The organism is Avibacterium volantium, assembly GCF_900635775.1.
Lineage (GTDB): Bacteria > Pseudomonadota > Gammaproteobacteria > Enterobacterales > Pasteurellaceae > Avibacterium > Avibacterium volantium.
The window spans coordinates 1,854,010-1,876,986 of the sequence record NZ_LR134167.1; the positions used below are offsets into that span (position 1 = coordinate 1,854,010).

The 22,977-nt window shown below is 41.4% G+C and carries 19 protein-coding genes; 15 read left to right on the top strand and 4 right to left on the bottom strand.

All coding sequences use genetic code 11. The features are described from left to right. Positions 1-60: 60 nt before the first annotated feature. Entirely contained in the window at positions 61-1,512 is a 1,452-nt protein-coding gene (gene pntB / locus ELZ61_RS08785; protein WP_126373001.1) for a Re/Si-specific NAD(P)(+) transhydrogenase subunit beta, read from the bottom strand. Between the two features lie 12 nt (positions 1,513-1,524). Further along, positions 1,525-3,054: a Re/Si-specific NAD(P)(+) transhydrogenase subunit alpha gene (gene pntA / locus ELZ61_RS08790; protein WP_126373003.1), complete on the bottom strand. Its 1,530-nt coding sequence runs from the start codon at positions 3,052-3,054 to the stop codon at positions 1,525-1,527. Positions 3,055-3,416: 362 nt separating this feature from the next. Between pntA and ELZ61_RS08795 the strand changes: the two genes are divergently transcribed. The 4 genes from ELZ61_RS08795 (at position 3,417) to sfsA (ending at position 8,782) form a co-directional block, all read left to right on the top strand. Next, entirely contained in the window at positions 3,417-4,517 is a 1,101-nt protein-coding gene (locus ELZ61_RS08795; RefSeq protein ID WP_164550732.1) for a siderophore-interacting protein, read from the top strand. A gap of 20 nt (positions 4,518-4,537) precedes the next feature. Continuing rightward, positions 4,538-6,742: a TonB-dependent receptor gene (locus ELZ61_RS08800; protein WP_164550733.1), complete on the top strand. Its 2,205-nt coding sequence runs from the start codon at positions 4,538-4,540 to the stop codon at positions 6,740-6,742. 5 nt (positions 6,743-6,747) lie between these two features. Then, complete coding sequence (locus ELZ61_RS08805; protein ID WP_126373009.1) at positions 6,748-7,956, top strand: MFS transporter; 1,209 nt, start codon at positions 6,748-6,750, stop codon at positions 7,954-7,956. A gap of 109 nt (positions 7,957-8,065) precedes the next feature. Then, on the top strand, positions 8,066-8,782 hold the full coding sequence (gene sfsA, locus ELZ61_RS08810; protein ID WP_126373010.1) for a DNA/RNA nuclease SfsA: 717 nt from the start codon (positions 8,066-8,068) through the stop codon (positions 8,780-8,782). 184 nt (positions 8,783-8,966) lie between these two features. Here sfsA and ELZ61_RS08815 read toward each other — a convergent pair whose 3' ends face one another. Both ELZ61_RS08815 and ELZ61_RS08820 read right to left on the bottom strand, forming a co-directional pair. Continuing rightward, positions 8,967-9,662 carry a GNAT family N-acetyltransferase gene (locus tag ELZ61_RS08815; RefSeq protein ID WP_126373011.1) on the bottom strand — a complete coding sequence of 232 codons (696 nt, stop codon included), beginning with the start codon at positions 9,660-9,662 and terminating at the stop codon, positions 8,967-8,969. 283 nt (positions 9,663-9,945) lie between these two features. Next, positions 9,946-11,574: a sulfatase family protein gene (locus ELZ61_RS08820; RefSeq protein ID WP_103853207.1), complete on the bottom strand. Its 1,629-nt coding sequence runs from the start codon at positions 11,572-11,574 to the stop codon at positions 9,946-9,948. A gap of 300 nt (positions 11,575-11,874) precedes the next feature. Here ELZ61_RS08820 and tyrS point away from each other — a divergent pair, with 300 nt between their 5' ends. From tyrS to hflX, 11 genes are all read left to right on the top strand, one after another. Then, entirely contained in the window at positions 11,875-13,074 is a 1,200-nt protein-coding gene (gene tyrS / locus ELZ61_RS08825; protein ID WP_126373013.1) for a tyrosine--tRNA ligase, read from the top strand. A 176-nt stretch (positions 13,075-13,250) separates the two neighbouring features. Then, entirely contained in the window at positions 13,251-14,180 is a 930-nt protein-coding gene (locus tag ELZ61_RS08830) for an aminoimidazole riboside kinase (RefSeq protein WP_126373015.1), read from the top strand. A gap of 11 nt (positions 14,181-14,191) precedes the next feature. Further along, positions 14,192-15,643 carry a glycoside hydrolase family 32 protein gene (locus ELZ61_RS08835; protein ID WP_126373017.1) on the top strand — a complete coding sequence of 484 codons (1,452 nt, stop codon included), beginning with the start codon at positions 14,192-14,194 and terminating at the stop codon, positions 15,641-15,643. Between the two features lie 59 nt (positions 15,644-15,702). Further along, a complete protein-coding gene (locus ELZ61_RS08840) occupies positions 15,703-15,951 on the top strand; it encodes a type II toxin-antitoxin system HicA family toxin (RefSeq protein WP_126373019.1) in 249 nt (82 codons plus the stop codon). Then, complete coding sequence (locus ELZ61_RS08845) at positions 15,948-16,289, top strand: type II toxin-antitoxin system HicB family antitoxin (protein WP_103853212.1); 342 nt, start codon at positions 15,948-15,950, stop codon at positions 16,287-16,289. Before ELZ61_RS08840 ends, ELZ61_RS08845 begins: the two co-directional genes overlap by 4 nt. Before the next feature lie 94 nt (positions 16,290-16,383). Further along, a complete protein-coding gene (gene tsaE, locus ELZ61_RS08850) occupies positions 16,384-16,860 on the top strand; it encodes a tRNA (adenosine(37)-N6)-threonylcarbamoyltransferase complex ATPase subunit type 1 TsaE (protein ID WP_126373021.1) in 477 nt (158 codons plus the stop codon). 50 nt (positions 16,861-16,910) lie between these two features. Next, the gene (locus tag ELZ61_RS08855) at positions 16,911-18,257 is read left to right on the top strand and encodes an N-acetylmuramoyl-L-alanine amidase (protein ID WP_126373023.1); all 1,347 of its coding nucleotides are present in this window, start codon (positions 16,911-16,913) and stop codon (positions 18,255-18,257) included. 22 nt (positions 18,258-18,279) lie between these two features. Continuing rightward, on the top strand, positions 18,280-20,241 hold the full coding sequence (mutL, locus tag ELZ61_RS08860) for a DNA mismatch repair endonuclease MutL (protein WP_126373025.1): 1,962 nt from the start codon (positions 18,280-18,282) through the stop codon (positions 20,239-20,241). Continuing rightward, a complete protein-coding gene (miaA, locus tag ELZ61_RS08865; protein ID WP_126373027.1) occupies positions 20,241-21,167 on the top strand; it encodes a tRNA (adenosine(37)-N6)-dimethylallyltransferase MiaA in 927 nt (308 codons plus the stop codon). The genes mutL and miaA overlap by 1 nt, the downstream gene beginning before the upstream one ends. A gap of 105 nt (positions 21,168-21,272) precedes the next feature. After that, positions 21,273-21,566, top strand: a complete 294-nt coding sequence (gene hfq, locus ELZ61_RS08870) for an RNA chaperone Hfq (RefSeq protein ID WP_103853217.1) — start codon at positions 21,273-21,275, stop codon at positions 21,564-21,566. Between the two features lie 2 nt (positions 21,567-21,568). Then, entirely contained in the window at positions 21,569-22,960 is a 1,392-nt protein-coding gene (gene hflX / locus ELZ61_RS08875) for a ribosome rescue GTPase HflX (protein ID WP_241969685.1), read from the top strand. The last annotated feature ends 17 nt before the right edge of the window (positions 22,961-22,977 follow it).

Sequence of the window (22,977 nt, forward strand, 5' to 3'; positions counted from 1 at the left end):
TGAAAAAAAACCGCACTTTCCCAAAAGTGCGGTCAAATTTTAACACATTTTCAGCAATCCCTACAACGCCTTCAAAATATCATCAACACGCTCTTTCGCATCGCCGAAGAGCATTTGGGTGTTTTCTTTGAAGAATAATGGATTTTGTACGCCTGCGTAGCCCACTGCCATTGAGCGTTTGAAGACCACCACGTTAGCGGCTTTCCACACTTCTAGTACTGGCATTCCTGCGATTGGGCTGTTTGGATCGTCCATCGCCGCTGGGTTTACAGTGTCGTTTGCACCGATCACCAATACGACGTCCGTATCCGCGAAATCATCGTTGATTTCGTCCATTTCTAATACCACGTCATAAGGCACTTTGGCTTCAGCGAGTAACACGTTCATATGCCCTGGTAAACGCCCAGCCACTGGGTGAATACCAAAACGCACGTTCACGCCACGATCACGCAATTTTTGTGTGATTTCAGCCACCGGATATTGTGCTTGCGCCACTGCCATTCCGTATCCCGGTGTGATGATTACAGAGCTTGCGTTTTTCAGCATTTCTGCCACTTCTTCGGCTGTCGTTTCACGGTGTTCACCTTGCTCTTCATCACCACTTGCCACTACATCATTACCAAAACCACCCGCGATAACGCTGATAAATGAACGGTTCATCGCTTTACACATAATGTAAGAGAGGATTGCACCTGATGATCCCACCAATGCCCCTGTTACGATCAAGAGATCATTATTCAGCATAAAGCCTGCCGCTGCGGCTGCCCAACCTGAATAAGAGTTCAGCATTGACACCACCACTGGCATATCCGCCCCGCCGATTGAGGCAACCAAGTGCCAACCGAAAGCAAGCGCGATGACCGTCATCAATAGCACTGGGAAAATATTTTCTGGTGAGCTTAAAAACGCAATCATTAATAAGGCAGAAACCACTAACGCTGCTAAATTTAATTTATGGCGATGCGGTAACATTAGCGCTTTAGAGTTAATAATGCCGCGTAATTTACCGAATGCGACCACAGATCCTGTAAAGGTTACCGCACCGATAAAGATCCCTAAGAACACTTCCACATTGTGGATTGTGGCAAGGGTTGCTTGTTCTGCATCAAAGGCAGCTTTCGCATTTTCTAATGCGGCTTTGCTGATAAATGCTGTACCTTCTGGCGCAACAAATTCAGGGGTAACGTGTAAGCCAAAGCTGTTAAAGCCAACTAACACCGCTGCAAGACCAACAAAGCTATGTAGAATTGCTACAAGTTCTGGCATTTCGGTCATTTCTACTTTTAATGCACGTTGGATACCAATCACCGCGCCAATCGCCATAGCGATTAAGATCCAAATTTGCCCTGAAGTTTGTGGGCCAAAAATGGTTGCGATAAGGGCGATGGTCATACCCACAATGCCATACCAACAACCTGCTTTAGCAGTTTCGTGTTTAGAAAGCCCTGCTAAGCTCATAATGAAAAGTAATGCCGCTACAATATATGCAGCCTGTACTAAACCTTCTGACATTGCTTTTTCTCCTTAACCTTTTCTAAACATTGCAAGCATACGTTGGGTAACTTTAAAGCCACCAAAGATATTGATACTTGCCACTAAAATTGCAATAAACGCGAGCAGGCTAATAAAGAAACTGCCTTGGGCAATTTGCAATAATGCGCCCACAATGATGATGCCCGAAATCGCATTAGTTACCGCCATTAATGGCGTATGCAACGCGTGGCTCACATTCCAAACCACATAGTACCCCACCACACAAGCAAGCACGAATACGGTGAAGTGTGATAAGAATGCCGCAGGCATTACTGAGCCTAGCCATAGGAACAACACGCCAATTGCACCCATAATGCCATATTTCACGCGTGGGTCTTGTGGTTTTTCTTCTTTTTTCTCAACCACCACTTCCACTTTTTGCTGTGGCTGGGCTGAAACTTGAATTGGTGGTGCTGGCCAAGTGATTTCACCCTCACGAATCACAGTTACGCCACGCAATACTACATCATCAAAATCAATGTTGATGTTGCCATCTTTCTCTTTGCATAATAATTTGAGCAAGTTCACTAAATTTGTGCCGTAAAGTTGAGAAGATTGCGTTGGCAAGCGAGCTGGGAAATCCGTATAGCCGATAATTTTCACTTGATTAGGCGTAACGAACACTTCACCCGGTTTGGTATATTCGCAGTTACCGCCTGTTAATGCGGCTAAATCCACAATCACCGAACCCGGTTTCATTGAATCCACCATTTCTTTGCTGATCAAACGCGGAGCAGGTTTACCTGGGATCGCAGCGGTGGTAATAATAATGTCCACTTCTTTCGCTTGTGCAGCATAAAGTTCCATTGCACGGCGGTTAAATTCTTCCGACATCACTTTCGCATAGCCATCACCTGAGCCACCTTCTTCTTCAAAATCAATTTCTAAGAAGTCTGCGCCCATTGATTTCACTTGCTCTTTCACTTCAGGACGAGAGTCAAAGGCACGCACTATCGCCCCAAGGCTATTTGCTGTACCGATTGCAGCCAAACCAGCTACACCCGCACCAATCACCAACACTTTCGCCGGTGGCACTTTACCCGCTGCAGTAATTTGCCCCGTGAAGAAGCTACCAAAGGCATTCGCCGCTTCCACCACAGCACGATAACCAGAAATATTCGCCATTGACGAAAGGGCATCTAACGCTTGCGCACGTGAAATACGCGGCACCGCGTCCATTGCTAACACATTGATTTTCTTAGCTGATAATTTTTGCATTAAGGCTTCATTTTGGGCTGGCCAAATAAAGCTGATCAGGGTTGCCCCTTCTTTAATTAACGCAATTTCCTCATCAGTTGGCGGATTCACTTTCATAATCACATCGGTATTCCAAACCTCTTGTGCTGTGCCGATTTTCGCGCCTGCATTAATAAATGCCTGATCTTCAAAACTTGCTTTAAAACCTGCATCGTGTTCAACTAGCACTTCAAAGCCAAGCTTTAAAATTTGCTGAACAGTCTTTGGCGTTGCCGCCACACGGGTTTCATTATCAAGCAGTTCTTTAGGTACACCAATTAACATAATGTTTCCTTCAAATTGGTTGATGATAAAATCTGGAAAACCACGCTTTCCAGCCCATAAATGACAATAGTCAAAACCGCCCTAACTGTACCACTTATTCTAGATAACATACAAAAAGATTTTACATATTGCATCGAAAAAATTTACCGATAAATCACTCCACTATTTAGATTCATCGTGTTACTTAAGGGTAACGATGGATAATGTTTTGATGCAATTTTTACCGAAGTTCTATTTCCAAGCAGGAATCCACAAGCCAAGTTCAGCCCTTTATCGATCTTATGCTTGATAAGTAGTCTCATTTATTGACATTAAAAATAATAATAATTATCATTAATAAAAAATATTGTATGGAATATCAAATGACAAGAACGCAGATTGCCAATGTCGATGAAAAATTAGACATAATAGACCATTTAAATCAGGATCATTCTGATGAATTATTAGTTATTGCAAATTACTATAGCCAGAATTCAAATTATACAAAAGCTCGTATTGCTGATATTTTTGAGGAAGGGGTGATTATTGATCTTTTTCATATTGATCAGGGACAATCGCAGCTTTATATACCATTCAAAATTAAAGGCTCTCTTGAAGAAAAAATTCTCTATCTCGCGTATTACGCTCTAACCAAGCTGGGAGAAAATCTCAAACGTAACAAACGGCAATTCTTTACCGTAAAGGGGAAATCAAGACCTTCCAAAAATATTATGCGCATTATTATCAATGGAACAACCCCCTTCCCAGAGTATTATGCCGCCTACACCTATGGTTTTGTATTAAAACAAATCAATCGTCCTAAAGAAATTCATTCCGATAAGAAGAAAAAAGGATTTTTTATGCGAGGAATGGATCATTTGTTTATCTGGCTATTACGTATCTTAAATTCTAAAAACAGAATGAAGCTCATCAAGCACATAAATAGAGATATACGTTTATATACCTTACGCTCCTCTACCAAAAATGATGAGGGTCAATATACCCAAGGAGCTATCGATATTTATTTACATGGCGATACGCCAGGTAGACGCTGGGTTGAACAGCTTAAAGAGGGAGATATCATTTTTAGTCGCTCAAAGCTACCAGATAAACACCCGCATTTACGTTCTGGAAAAAACGTGTTGATCGGTGATGAAACTGCCTATCCAGCATTAGCCGGTATTCTAGAGTTATGGAACAATCCAACCCCACCCGTTGTGTTAATTTTAATGAATCATCCTGAAGAAAAGGCTTATTTTAAAGATGTACCAATGCCTGAAGGAACAGAATTGCACTATTTAATTTATGCCGAGAAAAAACAATCTGAATTAGTCATTGAAGAGCTAAAAAAGTTGAGCGATTTCACGGGGGCTTGGGGAGGATTAGAACGGCGTGAAGCACAAAAAGTGCGGCATTATATTCGCCATATTTTTTCTATTGATGGAACGAAGAATCACATTAAAGGGTATTGGGAAATAAAATAGTATCAGTGAAGGAGAAAAACGTGAAAATTAATACCGCACTTTTATTATCGTTGGCAACATCTCTCACATCAGGCACGGTGTTCGCTGAAACAAAATTAGAAAATAATAGTTCTACCGCTGAAGGCGAAGAGTTAGAACCTATTTTCGTATATTCAAGAGGCGTAAGAGAATCTAGATTAGATACGCCATTTGCTGTTGATGTGATAGACAAACAAGATATCAAAGTTAAAGATACACAAAATGTATTAGAGGCACTATCCTCCTTACCGAGCCTTAATATCCATAACGGTAATAATGCTGCAACAACCTCCATTTGGATCCGTGGCGTGGGCTCTCTCACAAACACCAGTATGGACGATAATTCTGTAGATATTGTGGTTGATGGCATAAGCAATGGCAAATCTGGGCTAGCTCGCCCTTTACTTGATGTTGAGCGAATTGAAGTGGCTAAAGGCCCTCAAGGAACGTTATTTGGCACTAAAGCAGAAGCTGGTAGCGTTATGATAAAAACAACGGATCCTAAGCAAGAATTTGAAGCCAACATTGGTGTTAATGCAGGTAATCTGAACTTACGAGGAATCAATGGGTTACTTAATGTACCGATCTCTGAACAATTTTCATTCCGATTAGCTACTCAACTTGAGCGTTTTGATGACTATATAAAAGATGCCGATACAGGAAAACCACTAAATAGAAAAACGAATGAGGCGATACAAGCCAAACTGCGTTGGAACGATGGAGAATACAATGATGCAATTTTAAGTGTTTATCACGATCAACGTAAAAACTTTTTACCGATTATTCTTTCTGAACCCTTTTCTTTTAGCACACAAACAAACGGATTACCGCATAATGCGTACCGTAAAAATTCGGGCATTTCATTGAAATATATGCATGGCTTTGATTTTGCTGTTTTAGAATCCACCACTGCATACCATTATCACCGTGCTAATGTTAATCGACCGTTAAGACCGCTTGATATGCTAGGGGTTTTCTATAATGCAGCAAAGATTCCACAATCGCTACACCCCATATTAGATCAATATTATTACCAAAATAAAAATAATCGCCAAAACGTTAATGAACGGGTAAAACAATTCTCGCAGGAATTAAAATTCACCTCAGAAACTAATTCGGGATTAATTTGGGTAGCTGGGGCATATTTTGAAAAAAGAAAACGCAATTTTACTTATGATGCCATTCGCAGTACTCAACAATTATCACCTGCTGTCTTACTTGGTAATGATCCATTTAATGCCATTATTGATCGTGATTTTGACTATGAAACCAAAGCACTTTTTGGCGAGTTAACTTTCCCACTAACCGAAAGCTTAAAAGCCGTTGCCGGGGCTCGATATAGCCATGAACAACTAAATTATCGTGCAATTTATATGCCAAATGCTGATTTTGCGAAACCTTCTTATACGGAAAATCATAAAATCAGTGATAACTTCTTGAGTGGTCGTCTAGGATTTAACTATGCTCTAACCTCAGAATGGCGACTGTATGCGATACAAAGTCTAGGAAATAAATTTGGTGGATTTGCTGATTATGGTACGAATATTGCATACGGTAAAGATAACCAGCCTTATAAATCGGCTAAAGTGATTAGCTCTGAAATCGGCAGTAAATTTTTGACAAATAATGGTAAATTTGGATTTGATGTCTCCTTATTTAACACCAAAGTTAAAAATGACCATATTACCATCACCCTATATCCCTCCTATTTAACTGGTACTGCAAATGCAGATACTCGTTCTAGAGGCGCTGAACTGGGAATATATTGGCAACTCGCGGAGCAGTTAAAACTAAAACAAGAAATCACTTACTTAGATACCAAAGTTACAAAAGTACCTGCAACAGCACGCCATATTACCGCAAAGGGAAACCGCTTACCGCAAGCCGCTAAGTGGAGCGGTGCATTATCCATTGCATATGAATCGAAACCGTTCAACTTCGGATTTATGGGGGAATCACAGCTACTAAGCGATCTATCCATACGCTATGTCGGTAGCCGTTATGCACAGCCTGACAATGTACAGAAATTAGGTCATTATATGTTGCTTAATCTTTCTATAGGGTTACAAAATAAACATCATAATATTTTATTTTGGAGTAAAAACTTAACAAACCGCAAATATCACGCATTTGGTATTATGCCAGGTTATGCTGGGCTACCCTCTAGTGGTCGCACATTTGGTGTAAATTATAGCTATACATTCTAAGGAAAATGATGACAAATAAGCACAATACGTTGACTTGGTCAATGCTGATTTCCTTGTATATGACCCAATACATTGGCATTTCCTTTGCATTGACTGCCTCAGTTGTTGTTCTCCGAGTTTCAGGATTCTCGTTGGATAAACTCGCACTGCTTAACTTGATAGCACTTCCGATTGCAGGAAAATTATTTTTTGCCTTAGTGGTTGATCATATACGCACCTTTTTCCAAGGAATGTACCGTGGCTGGCTAATCATCGCACAAAGTTGTATGACAATTTTATTAGCCATTTCTAGTTTTTTTGAAATTACTCAGCATTTTTCTATCGTATTAGTGCTATTTCTTTTGTACAGTGTGATGACCTGTATCCAAGATGTTGCCATTGATGGGTTAGCCTGTAAAATTTTTGTAGAATCCGATCGCCAAAAAGCAAATGCACTACAATACGCCAGTAATTTATTTGGAAATATTATTGGCGGAGGCATAATATTAATGTTCTACAATACGCTCCAGTGGCAAGGTTCGCTATTCGTATTATCTGCCCTGACTGCAATCTCAGTCGTTCAACTTATTTTTTATTACGAACCAGAAGCAGAAAAAGTGGCGTACAAAGAAAGTCGCACCAAATACCCTCTGATTGCACAAATGACTGCTTTTATGAAGGCTAATAAAATGTGGTTTTTCCTTCTGCTTATCTTACCAAGCGGATTCAGCTCAGCATATACGCTCATTAACCCAATGTTAGTTGATGCAGGGTGGTCTATCGCGAATATAGGTATAGCTACAAAAATTTATGGCTCAATCATAGGCGTATTTTCAGCCTTACTAATCATTCCTTTAATCAAACGTTTTGGGCGAATTAAAGCACTACAATATTTGTTAATATTACAAACGTTGCCATTACTCTGCTTACTGATGCTTACGCAACAAAAAATAGAAATATTAACAGCTTATGGCGTGATTGGCTTATATTCTCTTATCCAGCCTGCCTTATTAGCTTCAATAAGTACGGTTATTATGGATAAAGCCGCCCCAATGCAAGCTAAAGCCACGTTCTTCTCATTACAACTCAGTGTTATCGTCATTATGGGATTTATTTATGCAACGATGGCGATGTCTTTTGCCGGTCAATACGGTTATTTCCCTGTATTACTTTCATCTATTGCACTCAATCTGATTGCTGCGATATTTACCTTTAATTTTAGTTATGGCAAATAAAGCATACATAATAGATATAAAATTTACGCCTCAAAAGCACCGCACTTTTTCTTTTTCCCCCAACTGCAAAATGATACACTTCAGGCTTTTAGATCAATTAGGAACAAAAATGCAATTACCTTCATTAAAATCTGCAACACTCATTCGCCGTTATAAACGCTTTTTGGCTGATGTAGAGCTGGCAAATGGCGAGGTGCTGACGATTCACTGTGCTAACACAGGGGCGATGACAGGCTGTGGCGAGAAAGGCGATACCATTTGGTATTCCACCTCCGATAGCAAAACCCGCAAATACCCCCATTCGTGGGAACTCACCCAGCTCAAAAATGGGCAAATGGTGTGCATTAACACGCACCGTTCCAATCAGCTCACCCTTGAAGCCTTGCAAAATAAGCAAATCAAAGAATTAGCCGCATACAACAAAATTCTGCCTGAAATGAAATATGGTGAGGAAAACAGCCGTATTGATTTTTTGCTTAAAGGCGAAGGATTACCCGATTGTTATGTGGAAGTGAAATCGGTAACGCTGGTAAAAGGCAATCTCGGAATGTTCCCTGATGCAGTAACAACCCGCGGGCAAAAACACTTGCGTGAATTAATGGCGATGAAAAAGCGCGGGCATCGTGCGGTGATTTTTTTCGCGGGCTTGCACAACGGTTTTGATCATTTCAAAGTGGCAGAATACATCGATCCTGAGTACGCCAAATTGCTCAGCCAAGCGATAAAAGAAGGGGTTGAGGTGTATGCCTATGCAGGCGAATTTGAATTTTCGGGTCAAATTCCTACCGCACTTTCTTTGACCCATTGCGTGCCTTACATCGAATAAAAAATATTGAGAATTATTTTCATTTATCTGTTGACTTTGTATTTGAGAACTATTATCATCTAACCATTCAAACAATAATAGATAATCACTCCAACACTTTAGTGCCTCTCCCCCCCACAGAAAGAGGCACTTTTTTTATGCGTAAAACTAAACTAATAAGTGCGGTCAGATTTTGGTAGAAATTTTAACAATCTTGTAACGAACGCAACTGACGACCTGTTGCATCAAAATTATCAAGTGAAAGCCAACGCTTAAATTTAGGTTTCATTGCCTGCCATTCTTCTTGCAACATTGAAAACCACGCGGTATCACGGTTACGCCCTTTATACACTAGCGCACGCCTAAAAACCCCCTCAAATTGAAAGCCAAGGCGCTTCGCCGCATTGAAAGACGGCTGATTTAGACTATCACATTTCCATTCGTAACGGCGATATTGTAGGGTTTCAAACACATATTGCATTGCTAAAAATTGGGCTTCGGTTGCAACACGGGAATGTTTAAGGCTTTCTGAATAAATCACCCAGCCCATTTCGATAGTACGATTTTTCGGGTCTATTCGCATTAAAGAAAATAGTCCAACGGCTTTTTGTGTAGCTTTATCAATAATCGCCAAATAATAGGGATCTGAAACGCTTGCCCATTGTTGCAAAAGTTGCCGTGCGGCTTGTTCGTTAGGTTGCGCATCAATAGACAAATAAGTCCATTGGCTTTCAGGGCTATTTGGCCCAAAAAAATCATAAATATCGCTAAAATGACGAGATACACAAAGCCGTTCCAAACGACAATATTGCCCTTCTAACGTTTGAATATTCGGCAACTCTCCCACTGTAAAATCTGCAATAAGTTCACCGATAGGTTGACCGAGATGGTTAATTGGCATTGTACTCCCTCATAAAAATAGGCGTAACACCTGTCATAATTGATATACTTGATGTTAAAGCTTTAAATGCTAATTTCAATACAGCTGTCGTACTGCATAATGACTTGTTTTATTGCACAACCTCTGGTTGTGATAATACTGTCGATAGCCTGAAAACTTTCAATTAAGCCAGTTAAAAAATCTTTCAATTAATACCGCACTTTTAAAAAGTGCGGTGTTTTTTTAGCTTTTTTGTATAACTGTGGAATGTCAAAACAACACTCAGCCATACAGCATTGTGATATTACTTATCCACAACAAGCACACTTTTACTCAAACGTAATTGTTTCTGTAATTCAAGCGTTACCTTATGTGCTTTCTCCCAATCTTTCTTCGTTAGTAATGGGCGAATTTCCCGTAAATAAATTTCGGTACTTGTTTCCCCTGTATGATGTTCGTACCCCAATGGATGGCTACGCCAACGTTGAGGATCAATTAACACATCTTGAGAATAAAAAGGATCAGAATTATTTTGGATATGCTTGTCTAATTTCGCACGTAATTCCCGCTTAATCTCTCGATAATTTGGATCATTTGCTAAATTACGTGTTTCACCGCGATCATTGACCATATCATAGAGCTCTTCTTCCTCGTCCTCTTTGTAAAGCACATATTTAAACTCATTTGTTCTTAACATTCGTGCGGGTTGAAGATCAAGATTTCGATCCGTATTCCAATGGGCAACAACATATTCTCGCCACTCTTCGGTCGGTTTATTTTGTAATAACGGTAACAAGGAACGACCATAAATCGGATTAGGAACGGTTAACCCTACATAATCACAAAGTGTTGGCAATAAATCACATAAGGATACCAGCTCTTTTTTATGCTGATTTTTTTGAATATCTGGCCCGAGGAAGGTAAAAGGTACATTCATCGCTTCTTCATAAAACCAATTCATTTTTGTAACAAGCCGATGAGCGCCCATTGCATCGCCGTGATCAGAGAAAAAGACAATGAGCGTATCATCATAAAGCCCGTTTTCTTTCAATGCATTAATAACTTGCCCAATATAATTATCCGCAAGTTCCGTATAGTAATAATAAGCTTTAAGATATTGTTGAAAATTCTTTTCATTCCATTTGCCTGCCTGTTTTACTCTTGTATGAGTACAGCAAGCATATTGAACAGCTTTTGGTCGATTAATTAAATCTGATTTTGTATCAAAATTATCTAAAAGCTCAGGCAATTCGCCGATCCCTTCAATATCGCCGTGTTCTCCTGCAAATTTGCCTACCCAGCCGTTAATATTATGCGGATTATTGAATTCAACCGCTAATAAAAATGGTTTTTTCTCTTTTCGTTGATTCAATCGATTAATAAATTTTAAGCTTTCCTCTAAGCAATATACATCTTCTTTAGTGTCATAATTCACAGGAAAAGCGGGTTCAGCGGGAAAATCTTTTTCAATTTGTTCCGCACTAATAAAACCTCTCAACGCACCGTGATCATGGCGTTTTCCAAAATGGTAGCATTCATAGCCCGCCTCACTAAAAATGGATCCCACGGTTGCCAATGTTTCAGGAATATCCGCATTATCATTGGCAACAACTCCCGTATGATGAGGTAAACATCCTGTCCAAAAGCTCGATCGCGAAGGCGCACATAGCGGATAACTACAATAAGCATTCTCAAAACTGACACCTTGAGCCATTAACGCATCAATATTCGGCGTTTTTACGACCTTATTTCCATATCCCCCAACCGCACGTTTAGCTAGCTGATCAGCGGTAATAATGACAATATTTTTAGCATTTAATAATTTTTCGCCTTCATTACTACAGGTATCCTTAGCCATAGTTTCTGGCATTACCACCATACCAGCAGAACCTAATGCGACATTACGAATAAATTTTCTACGTGTAATACTCATCGTTCCTCCAAGATATTTAAGTGAAACCCTGTAGAGAATGATATGACACTTTTCATTTTAAAACTGTGAAATAGCTCACACAAAATAAAACATAAAATTATTTTTTTTGAAAAAATGATTCAAAAAAATACTTTAATACGATGCAGTAACACCATCTTCTTTTAATAACACTATGGCTATACTTTTGCTACAAAGATTTCAACGACACGTCTTTATTTCATAGATTTCATTTGAATATTGTTTTTTCCTATCTATAATAATGAAATTCAAGAAAATAATTTACACATATAGGATACCTCAATGACTGATCTTTCACCTTTGCTTGCCGAGCAGCTTGCTGAGCTAAAACGCGGCACAGATCAACTTTTTTCAGAACAAGATTTAATCGACAAACTTAAAGAAAACCGTCCGTTACGCATTAAATTAGGGGCTGATCCAACCGCACCCGACATTCATTTAGGGCATACGGTAGTGTTAAATAAATTGCGTCAATTCCAAAATTTTGGGCATCACGTTATGTTTTTGATTGGGGATTTCACCGCAACCGTGGGCGATCCTTCAGGTAAAAACGCAACCCGTCCGCCACTTTCTCGCGAAGATGTGTTACGCAATGCGGAAACCTATAAAGAGCAAATTTATAAAATTTTAGATCCTGAGAAAACGGAAATCGTGTTTAACTCCGATTGGCTTGGGGAATTAGGCACGGTGGGAATGATCCGCTTAGCATCAAATTATACCGTCGCACGAATGTTAGAACGTGATGATTTCAAAAAACGTTTCACCAATAATCAGCCGATTGCCATTCACGAATTTATTTATCCGTTGTTGCAAGGCTACGATTCTGTGCATTTGAAAGCGGACGTGGAATTAGGCGGCACAGACCAAACGTTCAATTTGCTGATCGGGCGTGAACTGCAAAAATCAGACGGTCAAAAACCGCAAGTGGCAATCACGCTTCCGTTGCTCGTGGGCTTAGACGGCGAGAAAAAAATGTCGAAATCCCTCGGCAACTACATTGGGGTGAACGAAGCGCCAAATGAAATGTTCGGTAAAGTGATGTCAATTTCCGATGATTTAATGTGGGATTGGTATGATTTGCTTTCTTTCCGTCCATTAAGCGAAATTGCTCAGTTCAAACAAGAAGTGGCAGAGGGACGTAACCCGCGTGATATTAAGGTGTTATTAGCGAAAGAAATCACTGCTCGCTTCCACTCCGAAGCCGATGCAGACGCCGCAGAGCAAGCCTTTATTAACCGTTTCCAAAAAGGGGCGATCCCTGATGAAATGCCAGAATTTACCTTTGAGGGCGAAATTGGGCTAGCCAACTTGTTAAAAGAAGCGGGGCTTGTTAGCTCGACTTCCGAAGCCATTCGTATGGTAAATCAAGGCGGGGTAAAAATTGACGGCGAAAAAGTAGAAAATGCCAAAGCCATTATTTACGCCTCCACTGCCGTTTATCAGGTGGGTAAACGCAAGTTTGCTCGCGTAACGGTGAAATAATCCTTTTAAAGATAGGCGTATGAGAATACGCCTTCTTTTTACCCGCAAGCTAAATGGATTTTGCAAATCCTTGAAAGATCAGCAACATTTCCATATAAAAACGCAACGTAATAAAACGTAAAATAAAAGTGCGGTAAAAAAATTAGCCATTTTTAACATTATCAATAGGTGGAATTATGTCAGAAAAAATTTGGGTATTAGGCGATGCGGTGGTGGATTTAATCCCCGATGGCGAACAGCATTATTTACGCTGTGCCGGTGGCGCGCCAGCCAATGTGTCAGTGGGAGTAGCACGGCTCGGCGGTGAAAGCGGTTTTATCGGCAAAGTGGGCAAAGATCCCTTAGGCGAATTTATGCAACAAACCTTGCAGCAAGAAAAGGTGGATACCACTTTTATGACCTTAGATCCCGCGCAACGCACTTCTACCGTGGTAGTGGGGTTAGATCAAGGCGAACGTAGCTTTACCTTTATGGTTAATCCAAGTGCGGATCAATTTTTGCAAGTTTCTGAATTACCAACCTTTTCGCAAGGGCAATGGTTGCACTGCTGTTCCATTGCATTAATCAACGATCCTTCCCGCACGGCAACCTTCACCGCGATGAAAGCGATTCGCCAAGCGAAAGGCTATGTATCTTTTGACCCAAATTTGCGTGAAAGTCTATGGCAAAGCCTTGATGAAATGCGTGAAGTGGTGATGCAAGCGGTCGCTTTAGCTGATGTGCTGAAATTTTCGGAAGAAGAACTCACTTTCCTAACCCAAACCGACAGCCTTGAAAAAGCCTTTGAAAAAATCACCGCACTTTATCCGCAAAAGCTGATTATCGTTACCCTTGGAAAAGCGGGCGCGTTGTATCATTTCAAAGGGCAAAAAGACATTGTTGCGGGCAAAGCGTTACAGCCTGTGGACACTACGGGGGCAGGTGATGCCTTTGTGGGTGGCTTGCTCGCGGGGCTTTCGCAAAATCCTGATTGGCAAAATAATCACGCCGCTTTAGTGAAAATCTTACGCCAAGCCAACGCCTGCGGTGCGTTAGCCACCACAGCAAAAGGCGCGATGTCTGCCCTACCGAACCACGAACAATTACACGCATTTTTAAGCGAATAAGGAGAATGCCAATGATCATTTTCAATGAAGGGAAATACAAAAGCCTTTACGCCGCCGAGCAAGGCGAGTTAGAAAAAATCGCTCAAACCGTGGCGCAAGATCAGGATTTTCGCCCTGTTTATCATCTTGCACCACCAACGGGCCTGCTTAACGATCCGAACGGTTTGATTTTTGATGGCGAAAAATATCATCTTTTCTATCAATGGTATCCCTTTGATGCCCTACACGGAATGAAACATTGGCAGCATTTCATCACGCAAGATTTCCAACAATTTAGCCAAGCAGATTTGCTTGTGCCTTGCGAATTATATGAAAGCCACGGCTGCTATTCGGGTGGAGCGGTGTTAATTGATGACAACATTGCGGTGTTCTACACAGGCAACACCAGACGCCCAAGCGATAATCAGCGCGTGCCTTATCAAAATCTGGCAATTTTCAGCAAAGACGGAAAATTATTAAGCAAGCGCCCGCTTATCGAACAAGCGCCACAAGGCTACACCGAACACGTTCGCGATCCCAAACCGTTTCTCACCAAAGACGGCAAAATTCGCTTTATCTGCGGTGCGCAACGGGAAAATCTCACCGGTACAGCGCTCGTGTTTGAAATGGATAATTTAGCCGGCACCCCACGTTTATTAGGCGAACTTACCCTACCCGCTTTCGATAATCAAGGCGTGTTTATGTGGGAATGCCCTGACTTATCGCAAATGGGCGATAAATCGCTCTTTATTTGGTCGCCACAGGGCAAAGCGCGTGAGCGCGAGCAATATCAAAATAATTACCACGCGGTTTATGCCTTGGGTAATCTTGATGATCGCCAATTCCACGCAGAACAGATTGCAGAACTGGATCAAGGCTTTGATTTCTATGCGCCACAAACCTTTTCTGGCACACAAACAATGCTGTTCGGCTGGGTGGGGTTGCCGGATTTAACTTATCCAACAGATTGCTATAAATGGCACTCAATGCTTTCAATGCCACGTCAATTACGCTTACAAAACGGCAAAATCTATCAGCAACCGATTGAAAATATTTATAAAAATCTCACCGCACTTCAATCTATTACGGTTGAAAAAGAGGCTGTGATTGCAGATTTAGATCGTGCTTATCTCAAATTTGATGCAAACGCCCAACCGTTCAGCCTGAAATTCTTTAATAATGCACAAAATCAGCATTTAACCCTAAGTTATGACGGCAAGTTGCTCTGCCTAGATCGCAGTCAAACGGAACAAACAGATTCAATACAGGCATTAGGCGAAAAACGCTATTGTGAAATCAAAAACTTACACCAAGTGGAAATTTTCTTCGATCGCTCCGTGGCTGAAATTTTTCTCAATAACGGCGAAAAAGCAATGACCTCACGCTTTTTCATCTGCACGAGAGAAAATCAACTTTGTACAGATAAACCGCTTACATTACAGGTGGGGTATCCAAAGAAAATTGAGGTTGATTATACAAAATAGCAAATAGATCTGTTTTTTTAAATTTATGTAACTATAATTAGTATCAAAAGGATGGATAGATGGGAAAATCTGAAAAATTATTAGAAAAATTAGCTAATGCTAAAAATACCTTTATTTGGACAGATTTACTCACCTTATTAGCTCGGTTAGGCTATGAAAAACGTGAAATGGCTGGCTCTCGCGTTAGATTTTACAACGCAGAGCTTGATCACTTAATCTTGTTACATAAACCGCACCCTGAAAATTACATCAAAGGTGGGGCGTTAAAATCAGTGAAAGATGGATTAAAAGGAGTGGGATTACTATGACATTACTCAAATACAAAGGTTATGTTGGCACCATAGAAGCAGATTTAGAAAATAATGTGCTATTTGGCAAATTGGCATATATCCGAGATGTGGTTACCTACGAAGCGGAAACCTTGCCACAATTAGAGAAAGAATTTCAAACTTCTGTGGATCTGTATTTGCAAGATTGCCAAGAGCTTGGGCGAACGCCTGACAAACCTTTCAAAGGCGTATTTAATGTGAGAATTAGCGAAGAACTTCACCGTAATGCCGTGTTAGCGGCGGGTGATCTTAGCTTGAATGCCTTTGTTGCCGAAGCAATTAAAGAAAAAGTAGAGCGTGCTGGCATTACAAATTAATACAATCTCGCATCATTCCCCCTACAAAATGCAATAAAAGTGCGGTACAATTCCGCACTATTTTTATCTAAAATTAGCCAATCACCGAGAAAATATGGAACAGTTTAATCAATATATTCCTGATGAAATCACAATGTGTCGCTTTGGAGCGAAATTAATGCAAATTGTTAGCCAAATGGCGACAGAGAAAGGCATTGTGATTTATTTAAACGGTGATCTTGGCGCAGGGAAAACCACCCTAAGCCGTGGAATGATCCAAGGGTTAGGCTATGAAGGTAAGGTGAAAAGCCCAACTTACACCTTGGTGGAAGAATATCATTTAGCGGGAAAATCCATTTATCATTTTGATTTATATCGTTTAAGCGATCCCGAAGAATTAGAATTTATGGGCATTCGTGATTATTTTAATGCACAAAGTATTTGCCTGATTGAATGGTCTGAAAAAGGGCGTGGTTTACTTGCTGATCCTGATTTGATCATTCAAATTGATTATGTTGATGACGCACGCAATCTCACTTTGCACGCCAAAAGCAAGCAAGGCGAGCAGATTATTCAACAGCTCATCGCATAACTGATTAATGACGCCATTTAACCTAAGCTATTTTTTTGTGAAGTTTTAGAATGAGAAACCTTTACCGATTTATTTACCTTTTTTTCTTATGCGGATTTGTCGCCGTTTCAAACGCTTTCGCCAATGTTTGGACGATCGCCATTGATCCCGGACACGGCGGAAAAGATCCCGGTGCAATTAGCCGTACCCAACACATTTATGAAAAAAATGTAACGCTTTCTATTGCGCGAGAACTTAAAGCCTTGTTGGATAAAGATCCCAATTTCCGCGCGGTACTAACGCGCAAAGGCGATTATTATATTTCTGTGCCAGAACGCTCAGAGATCGCGCGCAAATATAAGGCGAATTATTTGGTTTCCATTCACGCCGATTCTTCCGTTTCCCCTGATTTACGCGGTGCGTCCGTGTGGGTGCTATCCAATCGCCGTGCCAACAGCGAAATGGGGCAATGGTTAGAAGATCACGAAAAGCGTTCTGAGTTATTAGGCGGCGCAGGTTCGGTGCTAGCTTCACATAAAGAGAAATATTTAGATCAAACAGTGCTAGATTTACAATTTGGTCATAGCCAACGTGTGGGTTATGAGCTTGGTTCGATTGTGTTACGCCGTTTTGCCAAAATCACCACCTTAAGTCGTAGCACGCCACAACACGCTAGCCTTGGCGTGCTACGTTCTCCTGATATTCCATCGATTTTGGTGGAAACAGGCTTTTTATCCAATCCTGATGAAGAGAAAAAACTCAACTCGCTGGCTTATCGTAAAAAATTGGCAATGGTGATTTATGAAAGCTTGGTGGATTTCCGCCGCCGTAATGTGAAAAGTGAAATTAATGTTGCTAAAACGCCTGCGGTAAATAGTAAAAATGAAAGTGCGGGGCAAAATTCGCAAGAAAAATCCAATTCAAACAAAGATCTACCAAAAGATAGTGGCATTCGCCATAAAGTAAAAAATGGTGAAAGCCTTGGTGGATTGGCGGCTAAATATGATGTCAAAATGAGCGATATTATCGCCTTAAACAAGCTCAAACGCCGTGAATTATGGATTGGTGAAACCATCAAAATTCCTGACAATGGCAAAAATAGCAAAGCTGCAACAAATAAAGCCGAGCCGAAAAATAGTAAAACAACAAGCAAAACAGAAAACAAAAAAGCAGATAATAAAAAGACAGATAAGTCAAAAACCGACAACAAAAAAGCGGATAAAACTGCAAACAAAAATACCAAAAACGAGAATAACGGAAAAGACAAAACTCCGCCGAAATTCCATACAGTGAAAAAAGATCAAACCTTGTATGCGATTTCGCGTGAATATAATATTCCTGTGCCAACGCTGTTAAAACTCAATCCAAAATTGAAAAACGGCAAAGTACAAACAGGACAAAAAATTCAGCTACGTTAGGGCTGTTGATATAGGAACGCCAATGCCAATTCAAATTCTGCCACCGCAACTTGCTAACCAAATCGCTGCCGGCGAGGTGGTGGAACGTCCTGCGTCTGTGGTGAAAGAATTAGTGGAAAACAGCCTTGATGCGGGCGCGAATAAAATCCAAGTAGATATTGAAAACGGCGGCGCAAGCCTAATCCGTATTCGCGACAACGGCACAGGTATTCCGAAAGACGAACTTTCCCTTGCTCTTGCACGCCACGCCACCAGCAAAATTGCGAGCATTGAAGATTTAGAAGCCATTCTAAGTTTAGGCTTTCGTGGCGAGGCATTAGCAAGTATTAGCTCAGTTTCACGCCTTACGCTCACCTCGCGCACGGAAAAGCAAAAAGAAGCTTGGCAGGTTTACGCTCAAGGGCGAGAAATGGAAACCACTATCAAGCCAGCTTCTCACCCTGTTGGCACCACCGTTGAAGTTGCTAATTTATTTTTTAATACGCCTGCCAGACGTAAATTTTTACGCACCGATAAAACGGAATTTTCCCATATTGATGAAGTGATTCGCCGCATCGCGCTTGCCAAACCGCATATTGCTTTCACGCTTACGCATAATGGCAGAATCGTGCGTCAATACAAAAGTGCGGTGGATTTTTCGCAAAAATTAAAGCGCATTGCTGCCATTTGCGGCGATGAGTTTATTGCTCACGCTCTGCATATTGATTGGAAACACGATGATTTGCACCTTTCTGGTTGGGTGGCTGAACCGCATTTTAAGCGTTCGCAAAACGATCTCACTTATTGCTATGTGAATGGGCGAATGGTGCGCGATAAAGTGATCACCCACGCCATTCGTCAAGCCTATGCTGATTATTTAGGCGCGGAAGAATACCCAGCTTATATTCTGTTTATTGATATTAACCCTAACGAAGTGGACGTGAACGTTCACCCCACCAAGCACGAAGTACGTTTTCAGCAAGCCCGTTTAGTCCACGATTTTATCTATCAGGGTGTACAAAATGCCTTACAAACGAGCTTTGAATTAGGGCGTAATGAGATTGCTGCGCAACACATGTCGCCCCCTGAAACCGCCACACAACGAGAAGAAAAAACTTTCCAAGTGCAAGAGCCACAAGGCTTATGGCAGCCTAATCAGGGTTCGGTAAACCGTGCAGCAGCAGGAAGAAATATTTTTCAGCCAATGCCTGATTATTCAGAACGGAATGAGCAGAACACAGCAGGGAAAAGCATCGCTGAAAAAAATACGCCAAAAGCGTCAAAAGAAAGTGCGGTAGAAAAATCCGCAAAATTTACCCCGCACTTTGAGCATTACAGCAAAACGCCTGCGGTATCCCAAAAGGAACGTCAAGCTTATGGTGAATTGCTACAAACAGGGGAATCGCAACAAAGCACGCGAACGGCTGCACCGAGCAATATTCAGTCTGCGCCTGAAATGCCCCTTACACAATCTAACCATATGCTACGCACCTTAGCCTTAGTGGAAAATAAGGCCTTGTTGTTACAGCAAAATCAGCAATTTTATCTGTTACCAATTAAAAAATTACAACAAACGCATATTCAATTAAGCCTGCAGCAAAATAATGTGCCGCAGCAAGCCTTGCTGATCCCCATAATGTTTCGCTTGGACACGGAACAACAAGCCCATTGGCAGCAACAAAAAGCGTTCTTTGTGCAAGCCGGTTTTGATTTTAATGAAAATCTTGCCCAGCATCGCATCAGTTTAACCAAAGTGCCGAGTTGTTTGCGTCAGCAAAATTTACAGCAATGTGTGGGCAATCTGCTCAATCAAAATGTGGATAATTTCACCCAATTTTTAACCGCACTTTGTCAGCAATTGGATTATGCGGAAATTAAGATTTTCAGCGATGCGGTGAATTTACTCAGTGAAACAGAACAACTGGCTCAGCAACAGGCAGAATTTCATTTATCCCAGTTATTTATCACCATTAATTGGCAAATCTATTTAGAGCAGGAACAGTAATGTCAGCCAAACCTCGCGCGATTTTCTTAATGGGGCCAACGGCCTCGGGCAAAACAGACTTAGCAATCAAATTACGCCAACATTTCCCGGTGGAAGTGATCAGCGTGGATTCTGCTTTAATTTATCGTGGAATGGATATTGGTACGGCAAAACCCAATGCGGAAGAACTAACTCTCGCCCCGCACCGTTTGATTGATATTAAAGATCCGAGCGAAAGCTATTCTGCGGCAAATTTTCGCCAAGATGCGTTGCGTGAAATGGCGGACATCACGGCGCAAGGCAAAATTCCTTTGTTAGTGGGCGGTACAATGCTCTATTACAAAGCCTTGCTTGAAGGGCTTTCGCCGTTGCCATCGGCTGATGAAAATTTGCGTCAAGAAATTGAGCAAAAAGCGGCTCAAATCGGTTGGAATGGCTTGCATCAAGAGCTGGCGAAAATTGATCCTATTTCTGCGCAACGCATTAATCCTAACGACAGCCAACGGATCAACCGTGCGCTAGAAGTATTTTATCTCACAGGCAAATCGCTCACCGAACTCACTGAGCAAAAAGGCGAAGCACTGCCTTATGAGATCACGCAATTTGCCATTGCTCCGCAAGATCGCCAAATTTTGCACCAACGCATTGAACAGCGTTTTCATAAAATGATCGAGCAAGGCTTTCAACAAGAAGTGGAAAAACTCTATCAGCGAGGCGATTTGCACGCGGATTTGCCGTCCATTCGCTGTGTGGGCTATCGTCAAATGTGGGAATATTTACAAGGCGATTATGATCACGATGAAATGGTTTTTCGTGGCATTTGTGCCACTCGTCAGCTCGCGAAACGGCAAATTACTTGGCTACGAGGCTGGAAATCGCCCATCACTTGGCTTGATAGTTTAGCGCCAGAAAAATCCTTCCAGCAAATGACGCAAACGTTAAAATAATTAAATCTCAGTGATGACAACAGGCGTGATTATTGCTATATTGAGCCACGGAGACGATTTTTGTTCCCATAAAACCCTATAACTAATATAAGAAGGAAAATAACGATGGCAAAAGGACAATCATTACAAGATCCTTATTTAAACGCATTACGCCGCGAGCGTATTCCTGTATCCATTTATTTAGTCAACGGCATTAAATTACAAGGACAAATTGAATCCTTCGATCAATTTGTGATCTTATTGAAAAACACCGTAAACCAAATGGTTTACAAACACGCAATTTCTACGGTTGTGCCTGCGCGTGCGGTTTCTCATCACAATAACCAAGCTCACCAACAACAGCACAATGCAAACCAAGAAGTTGTTGCAGAAGCAGCCGCAGACGCACAAGCTGAATAATTTTGGATAATCCAACCATTTCAAGCTTATTAGAACAAAGCACAATAGAAAAAAGTGCGGTAGAAAATTTAGACGAAATTTCCACCGCACTTTCGCCTTTTCCTCAATCTCTCTCATCACCAAATCCACTTCAAGATCGCGGCATTATTATGCAAGCGTTTTTTTCTGCGGATAAAAATCTGGACGATTTGGCTGAATTTCAGCTTTTAGCAGAATCCGCTCAGGTCGAAATAGCCACCATTATCACCACCAGCCGTGCTACACCGCAAGCGAAGTATTTTATCGGCCAGGGCAAGGCGGAAGAAATTGCCCAAGCGGTAAAAGATCACAACGCCAATGTGATTTTGGTAAATCATTGCCTTACCCCTGCGCAAACGCGAAATTTAGAAAGCCTTTGTGAATGTCGTGTGGTGGATCGCACGGGGCTGATTTTAGATATTTTTGCTCAGCGTGCACGATCTCACGAAGGGAAATTACAAGTCGAGTTGGCTCAGTTAAAACATCTTGCCACCCGTTTAGTACGGCGTAAAACAGACTTAGATCAGCAAAAAGGTGCAGTAGGCTTGCGTGGCCCAGGGGAAACGCAACTAGAAAGCGATCGCCGTTTGATCAAAGTTCGCCTTGCTCAGTTGCAAAATCGCTTGAATAAAGTAGAAAAACAGCGCAATCAAAATCGTCAAACCAGAAAGAAAGCAGATATTCCAACCATTTCCTTAGTGGGCTATACCAATGCTGGCAAATCTACGTTGTTTAATTTGCTTACCAATGCAGAAGTTTATGCGGCGGATCAGCTTTTCGCCACCCTTGATCCCACCCTGCGCCGCCTAAGTATTCCCAATATTGGCACAACAATTTTGGTGGACACCGTAGGCTTTATCCGAGATCTGCCGCACGATTTGGTTTCTGCCTTTAAATCCACACTACAAGAAACCACGGAAGCCAGTTTGTTGTTGCACGTTGTAGATTGTGCCGATGCACGAAAAGAAGAAAATATCCACGCGGTGAACGAAGTTTTGCAAGAAATCAATGCGGATCAAGTGCCGACCTTGCTGGTTTATAACAAAATTGATCAGGTGGAAAACCTTGCGCCACATATTGAATATGATGAGCAAAATCGCCCTGTTGCAGTGTATATTTCCGCCCATTTACAACAAGGCATTACCCTATTATTCGATGCCATTCGACAAAAATTAAGCAAAAGCATTGTGCAACTACAGCTTTGCTTGCCGCCGCAAGCGGGCAAAATTCGCCATTGGTTGTATGAAATGGATTGTATCCGTGAAGAAAAAATCAGTGAGCAAGGGGAATTTTTGCTGAAGGTGAATATCGAACAAAGCGAATGGCAAAAATTATTGAAAAAACAACCGCACTTATCGGACTATGTAAGCAAATAAACAAAGCCTTTCTGCGG